This is a genomic window from Roseivivax sp. CAU 1761, from assembly GCF_054482755.1.
This window is the reverse complement of sequence record NZ_JBTLRM010000059.1, coordinates 1-792: the sequence shown is the minus strand read 5'-3', so window position 1 is coordinate 792 and position 792 is coordinate 1. Positions and strand designations below refer to the sequence as shown.

1 protein-coding gene is annotated in these 792 nt (G+C 77.9%); it reads right to left on the bottom strand.

Going from position 1 to position 792, the window contains the following annotated elements; all coding sequences use genetic code 11:
* Nucleotides 1–675: response regulator (locus ACXYMW_RS19485; RefSeq protein WP_459036994.1), on the bottom strand; the 675-nt coding region annotated here is incomplete at its 3' end.
* Nucleotides 676–792: the final 117 nt, after the last annotated feature.

The following is a 792-nucleotide window of genomic DNA, read 5'->3' as shown; positions in this document are numbered from 1 at the left end:
CGCCATTGCCAGCGCCGCCAGCCGCGCGGCATCGCCGCGGCCGCGGCGTGCCGCCTGGGCCGCGCGTTCGAGCGCCGCGTCGCCGGCGCAGCGCGCCACGCCCTCGAGAAACGCCGCGGCATAGCCCAGCCGGGCCGCGGCATCGGGCCGCGACAGGGTGTCGGCGGCGTGCTGCATGTCGTCCCGGAACGCCTCGGGCGCCGGCGTGACCGAGCGCGTGTCGGCGAGCCGCGGCGCCGCCAGCCGCCATTCCCGGGGCAGCAGCTCGAGAATGGCGCCCTGGAAGGCGGCGACGCTCGGGAAGGGCTTGGGCACGAAACCGTCCGCCCCGGCGGCCCGCGCCGCGGCCCCGGCTGCGGGATCGCCGCTGGTGGCCAGAAGCGCCGGTATCCGCGGGCTCGCCGCGGCCTGTTCGGCGAGAAGGTCGAGCCCGGAGCCGTCCGGCAGGCCGAGATCGACCACCAGGGCCGTGGGACGGTAGACCTGGAGGTGGCGGCGGGCCGAATGCAGGCAGTCGGCGCGCCGCAGCCGCGCGCCGCTGTGCAGGCAGAGCAGGCGCACCGCTTCGCAGGCGAAGCGGCTGTCGTCGACGACCAGGATCGTCAGGCCGTTGAGCGGGCGGGCGGCGGTGGCGGCGGCAGGCGCCGCGGCGCCGGGAAGCGCATGGGTGGTCATCTGGTCGTCCCCCTGAATGGATCGAGACCGCCACAGTCGCGCCACCGTCGTGAACGGGCGGTAAACGGCCCCGCCGCAGGGCCGCGGCGCGCCTGTGCCGCGCGCGCCGGCGGGGCG